The organism is Streptomyces lushanensis (genome assembly GCF_001700515.1).
GTDB classification, from domain to species: domain Bacteria; phylum Actinomycetota; class Actinomycetes; order Streptomycetales; family Streptomycetaceae; genus Streptomyces; species Streptomyces lushanensis.
This window is the reverse complement of the sequence record NZ_MAUD01000374.1, coordinates 1-5,983: the sequence shown is the minus strand read 5'-3', so window position 1 is coordinate 5,983 and position 5,983 is coordinate 1. Positions and strand designations below refer to the sequence as shown.

6 protein-coding genes are annotated in these 5,983 nt (G+C 74.5%); 3 read left to right on the top strand and 3 right to left on the bottom strand.

The window, feature by feature from the left end:
• Positions 1-568 (top strand): ABC transporter ATP-binding protein (locus BFF77_RS26590; protein ID WP_079125523.1); only part of this gene is annotated, 568 nt, incomplete at its 5' end.
• A complete protein-coding gene (locus BFF77_RS26585) occupies positions 565-3,255 on the top strand; it encodes an FtsX-like permease family protein (protein ID WP_066954483.1) in 2,691 nt (896 codons plus the stop codon). The genes BFF77_RS26590 and BFF77_RS26585, both read left to right, overlap by 4 nt.
• A 97-nt stretch (positions 3,256-3,352) precedes the next feature.
• Here the strand turns inward: BFF77_RS26585 and BFF77_RS26580 are convergent, their stop codons facing one another.
• The 3 genes from BFF77_RS26580 to BFF77_RS37825 are packed head-to-tail and all read right to left on the bottom strand — an operon-like array spanning position 3,353 to position 5,534.
• Complete coding sequence (locus tag BFF77_RS26580; RefSeq protein ID WP_066954480.1) at positions 3,353-4,687, bottom strand: sensor histidine kinase; 1,335 nt, start codon at positions 4,685-4,687, stop codon at positions 3,353-3,355.
• Between the two features lie 15 nt (positions 4,688-4,702).
• Entirely contained in the window at positions 4,703-5,404 is a 702-nt protein-coding gene (locus tag BFF77_RS26575) for a response regulator transcription factor (RefSeq protein ID WP_066954477.1), read from the bottom strand.
• A 4-nt stretch (positions 5,405-5,408) separates the two neighbouring features.
• Positions 5,409-5,534, bottom strand: a complete 126-nt coding sequence (locus BFF77_RS37825) for a hypothetical protein (RefSeq protein ID WP_281196606.1) — start codon at positions 5,532-5,534, stop codon at positions 5,409-5,411.
• A 100-nt stretch (positions 5,535-5,634) separates the two neighbouring features.
• Here BFF77_RS37825 and BFF77_RS26570 point away from each other — a divergent pair.
• The coding region (locus BFF77_RS26570) for a response regulator transcription factor (protein ID WP_141698534.1) at positions 5,635-5,983 on the top strand (349 nt) is incomplete at its 3' end.

Sequence of the window (5,983 nt, the reverse complement as noted above, 5' to 3'; positions counted from 1 at the left end):
GATGGCCGGTCTGGACCGGCCCACGGCCGGGCGGATCACCCATCCCGGGCTGCCCGAAGGGCCGCTCCCCCGGCACATCGGTTTCGTCTTCCAGGGACCGAGTCTGCTGCCGCCGCTCACGGCGGCCGAGAACGTCGCCCTGCCGCTGCGTATCGACGGCGCGCAGGAGACGGACGCGGAGGTCCGCGCCGTGGCGGCGCTGGAGAGCCTGGGGCTGGCGGCGCTGGCGGCGAAGCTGCCCGACGAGTTGTCGGCCGGTCAGGCCCAGCGTGTCGCGGTGGCGCGGGTACTGGCACGACGGCCCCGGCTGATCCTCGCGGACGAGCCGACGGGGCAGCTCGACCGCCACAGCGCCGAGCAGGTGATGACGGTGCTGCTGGCCGCCGCCGGGACGCTCGGCGCGTCCGTGGTGGTCACCACGCACGACACGCGGGTGGCGGAGGTGCTGCCCACACGGTGGTCCATGGCCGACGGCCGGCTGGTGGCGGCGGACCCCGACGGCCGGCTGGTGCCGGCGGACCGTACGGGACCTGGGCCCCGGGAACGTCAGGAGGGTGAGGCGCGATGATCGGGATGTGGCTTTCCGGGCTGCTGCGCGTGCGCGGCGGCCGGCTTCTGGCGACCGCGTCGGGAGTGATGGTGGCCGTCGCGCTGCTCTCCGTACTGGGCGGCTTCCTCTCCACGACCCGCGCCACCATGACGTCCCAGTCGGTCCGTTCGGTCTCCGTGGACTGGCAGGTGCAGGTGGCCGACGGCGCCGATCCGGCCGGCGTGCTGTCCACCGTGCGCGCCCTGCCCGGTACGGAGAAGGCCCTGCCGGTCGGCTACGGGCAGACCGACGGGCTGGACGCCCGGACGGGCGGCACCCTTCAGAGCACCGGACCCGGGTCCGTGCTGGGTCTGCCCGCCGACTACGCCACCGTCTTCCCCGGTGAGATCCGGGTACTGGCGGGGAGCGGCCGGGGAGTGCTGCTCGCCCAGCAGACCGCCGCCAATCTCCACGCGGCTCCCGGCGACACCGTCACCGTCAAGCGGGCCGGACTGCCCGCGGTGCCGCTCCGAGTGGCCGGTGTGGTGGAACTGCCGTTCGCCGACTCGCTGTTCCAGAAGGTGGGAGCGCCGCCGCAGTCGCAGCCCTCGGCACCGCCGGACAATGTCGTCCTGCTTCCCGAACGGATCTGGCACACCGTGTTCGATCCGCTCGCCGGTTCCCGGCCCGATCTCGTACGGACACAGATCCACACCCTGCGCGGCCATGACCTGCCCGCCGATCCGGCCGCCGCGTACACCACGGCCACCGGCGGCGCGCACAACGCGGAGGTGCGGCTCGCCGGTACCGGCCTGGTCGGTGACAATCTGGGCGCCGTTCTGGACGCCGCCCGCTCGGACGCGCTCTACGCGCAGTTGCTGTTCCTCTTCCTCGGCGTTCCCGGTTCCGTGCTGGCCGCGGTGCTGACCTGGGCGGTCGCCCAGGCCGGAGCGGTCCGCCGGCGCAGGGAACAGGCGCTGCTGCGGGCCCGGGGAGCCACCCCGGGCCGGCTGATGGGGCTGGCCGCGGTGGAGGCCGCGGTCGTCGCGGTGGCCGGTACGGCGGGCGGGCTGGCGCTCGGCGCGCTGGTCAGTCGTACGGTGTTCGGTACGGCGGGGATCTCGCCGGCGTGGGCGCTGGCCGCCTCGGGGACGGGAGCGGCGGTGGCGGGCGCGACCGTACTGGTGCCCGCGCGGTTCGACGCCCGGCGGGCGACCGTCGTCTCCGGCCGTACGCTGGCCGGGCGCCGCCCGGTGCCGCGTCCGGCGTGGTGGACACTGGCCGTGGCGCTTCCGGCGGGCTCACTGGCGGTGTTCCGCGCCACGAGCACGACGAACTACGCACTGGTCCTGGCCCCGGAGGGCACCGCGAGCCTGTCCGTCGACTACTGGGCGTTCGCGGGCCCCGCCCTGCTGTGGGCGGCCGGCGCGGTGCTGGCCTGGCTGCTGACCGACGCTCTGCTGCACCGTGGCGGGCCGGTGCTGCGACGGCTGTTCCGGCCGGCGGCCGGCGCCCTCTCCGGCACGGTCGCGGCCGGTCTGTCCCGGCAGCGCGGCACGGTGGTGCGCTCGGTGGTGCTGCTCGCGCTGGCCTGCGCGTTCGCCGCGTCGACCGCCGTGTTCAACTCCACCTACCGGCAACAGGCCGAGGTGGACGCCGTATTGACCAACGGTGCCGATGTCACCGTCACCACGTCCACATCCACGTCCACGTCCACGGCCTCCTCCACATCCACGTCCATGTCCATGTCCACGGCCACCGGTCCCGCGACCATCGCCGAGGTCGCCGCGGTGCCCGGCGTACGTCATGTCGAGCCGCTCCAGCACCGGTTCGCCTATGTCGGCGCCGATCTCCAGGATCTGTACGGCGTACGGCCCGCGAGCATCGTGTCGGCCGGGCGCTTGCAGGACGCCTACTTCTCCGGTGGTACGGCGGGTGCCCTGATGGACCGTCTCGCCGCGCGCCCCGACGGGCTGCTGGTGAGCGCGGAGACGGCGCACGATTTCCAGCTCCACCCGGGCGATCGGGTCCGGCTCCGGCTGACCGACGCGCGGACCGGCGGACAGCGTACGGTTCCCTTCCACTTCGCCGGTGTCGTGAAGGAGTTCCCGACCGCGCCCAAGGACAGCTTCCTGGTCGCCAACGCGTCCTACATCGCCCGTACGACGGGCAGCGGGGCCGCCGGTACGCTGCTGGTCGACACGGGCGGCAGGGATCAGCGCGCGGTCGCGGCGCGGGCGCGGGCACTGCTCGGACCGAACGCGCGCATCACGGATCTGCCGTCGTCGCGGACCGCGATCGGTTCCAGTCTCACCGCCGTCGATCTCGCCGGACTCACCCGGGTCGAGCTGGGATTCGCGCTGGTGATCGCCGCCGCGGCGGGCGGTCTGGTGACGGCGCTCGGACTGGCGGAGCGGCGGCGCACGCTGGCGCTGGCGTCGGTGCTGGGCGCGCGCGGCCGGCAGCTCTCGGGATTCGTGTGGAGCGAGGCGGCCCTTGTGGCCGTGGCGGGCCTCGCCGGTGGCGCGGTGCTCGGCTGGGCGCTGTCGCGGATGCTGGTGAAGGTGCTCTCCGGAGTCTTCGATCCGCCGCCGTCACGGATCGCCGTTCCCTGGGCCTATCTGAGCGCGACGGCCGGGGTCACGGTGGCGGCGCTGGCGGTGGCGGCTTGGGCCGCCGTACGGCATGCCCGCCGGCCTCCGCTCACCGAGCTGCGGGAGCTGTGACGGACCGAAGGACCGGGCCGGACCTCGCAGCCCAGGCGGGCCGGGCCGGGGCGAACCGGGCCGCCCGGCCCGCTCCGGCCGGGCCCGTCCGGTCGTCTCACGACGGTCCGTGTGACGGGCCCCCCGTCGGCGCGGGCCGCGCCGGAAGGGCCACGAGCCAGGTGAATCTGGGGTGCGGGCGAGGGCGGGAGACAAAGAGTCTGCCGCCCTCGGCCTCGGCCAGCGAGCGGGCCAGCGCGAGGCCGATGCCATGGCCGTCCTCCGCCGCGTGGCCGCGCCGTACGAACGGATCCGTGCCCTCGGGGATCCCGTCGCCCTCGTCCTCGACATCCACGGCCAGCACTCCGGCGCTCTCCCGGACGTGTACGGTCACCGTTCCCGCGCCGTGCGTGCGGGCGTTGGCGATCAGCACGTCGAGGACCTGCCGGGCGGCCCTCGGTGAGCCGACGGCGTCCGGCAGGTCCTCGTCGATCACCACCCGCAGGCGCCGCCCGCCCGCCGCGAGTTCGCCGTGCCAGTGCCGTTCGATCCCGTCGAGGAGCGGCACCGGGTCGAGCGGCGCCCGCTCGGGTACGTCACGGGCCAGGGCCAGCAGATCGGTCAGCGTGGTCTCCATCCGTTCGACCTGCTGGAGGGCCGTGCGCAGGGCGGTGTACGGATCGGTGCGCGCGCCGGGTGCCAGTGGGGTCTCCAGCTCCAGCCGTACACCGGTGAGCGCCGTACGGAGCTGGTGGGACGCGTCGGCGCTGAAGGCCCGCTCACGCCGCAGAAGGAGGCCGATGCGGTCGGACGCGCGGGCCAGGGCGTCGGCGACCGCGTCGGCCTCCGGCAGCCCGGAAGCCGGTGCGCGGCCGGCCGGCGGCTCACCGCGCTCCATGTCCCGGGCCGCGACGGCGAGCGCCTCCAGCGGGCGGGAGAGCCGGCGGCTGGACCGGACGGCGAGCAGCGCGCCGACACCGACGGCGAGCGAACCGGGCACCGCCATCCCGGCCCAGGTCAGGGCGGCCCGCCGGTACGGATCGGCGGCGGGCGAGGTGACGCGTACCACCGCGCGGACATGTTCGGCGCCGCCGACCGGGACGGCCGCCACGAGGTCCTCACCGGACCGGGCGGTGGCGGCCCGCCCCGCCGCCGCGGCCTGTACCGGACCGTCGCCGGCCCGGGGACCGTCACCGATCACACGCCGCCCGTCGGGCCCGTACACCGCGATACGGGTACCCGCCTCGGTACGGGGCAGCTCCACCCGATCGGCGGCACCGGGACGGCCGAGCGGTACGGGCAGGCCGACCGCGACCCGCTCGCCGAGCTGCCGCAGCTCACGCTCCTCGTCCTGCTCGTAAAGCCGCAGCGCGGCGACGGCGAGCGGCAGCGCGAAGAGAAGCACCGCGCAGACGACCGCCAGCACGGTCGAGCCCAGGATGCGGCGGCGCACGGTCCGGCCCCGCCGTCAGCCGGCCGCGGGGGCCGTCGGCACTTCGAGGCGGTAGCCGAACTGGCGCAGTGTCGTGATCCTCAGATGACCGCCGAGTTTGCGGCGCAGCGCGGCCACATGCACATCGAGGGTCCTGGTGGAGCCGAACCAGTTCTCGTCCCAGACATCGTTCATCAGGTCCTCGCGGCTGACGGCCTGTCCCGGGCGCGCGGCCAGCCGTACCAGGAGATCGAACTCGCGGGGACGAAGCGTGATCTCGCCCCGGGGGCCCAGACAGCGCCGGGCGGGCCGGTCCACGACGAGCGCCCCGAGCCCGATCCGCGCCGAGGTGCCGGGCGCTCCGAGAGCGCCGGGTGCGGCACGGCGCAGATGGGCGGTGACCCGGGCCTGCAACTCGGCGATCCCGACGGGTTTGGTCAGAAAGTCGTCGGCTCCGCACTCCAGGGCCTGGACGACATCCATCTCCCCGGTTCTCGCGGTCAGTACGACGATGACGGCGTCCGGAGCCCGCTCCCGCAGCAGACGGCACAGTTCGAATCCGTCCATGTCGGGCAGCCCCAGGTCGACCAGGAGCAGATCGGCCGGGTCCGGCGCGGTGTGTGCCAGTGCCGTGGCGCCGTCGGGGCACCAGCGGCTCTCATGGCCGAGTACGCGCAGTGCCGCGCCGAGTCCGCCGCCGATCGTCGGGTCGTCCTCGACCACCGTGATCCGTGCCATCGCCTCACACCGCCGGACGCCAGGGACGGACGCGCCCGTGCACACCGCCGCACACACAGCCGTGCACATGGCCGCCATACACATTCCCGTACACGTCGACGCGGCCCTCCGCGCCCTGGATCACGGTCACGCGCCGAGGATGCCGGGCTGTACCTGAACGCGACCTGAACGCGTGTCGCGGCCCGGGACGGGCTGGACGGCGGACGTCCGTACGTGGTCATACTGGCGGAATGACGGCTCCCCGCGTGCTGATCGTCGAGGACGACCACGGACTGCGCGATGTGATCGCCCGCGGCCTGCGCGACGAGGACTTCCTCGTGGTCACGGCAACCGACGGCGCCTCGGCGCTGCGCACCGCCGACGGTTCGGTGGACGCGGTGGTGCTCGATGTCGGGCTGCCCGACTCCGACGGCCGCGACGTATGCCAGGCGATGCGCGCCGCCGGGGTGACCGCGCCGGTGGTGTTTCTCACGGCGCACGACACCCTGACCGACCGGCTCTCGGGCTTCTCCTCCGGGGGCGACGACTATCTGGCCAAGCCCTTCCATCTCAGCGAACTCGCGGCCCGGATCCGGGCCG

Bases quoted from the DNA above. Each gene is read 5' to 3' on its own strand.
- BFF77_RS26585 (WP_066954483.1), top strand. From the start codon at position 565: ATGATCGGGATGTGGCTTTCCGGGCTGCTGCGCGTGCGCGGCGGCCGG.
- BFF77_RS26575 (WP_066954477.1), bottom strand. From the start codon at position 5,404: ATGGCACGGATCACGGTGGTCGAGGACGACCCGACGATCGGCGGCGGA.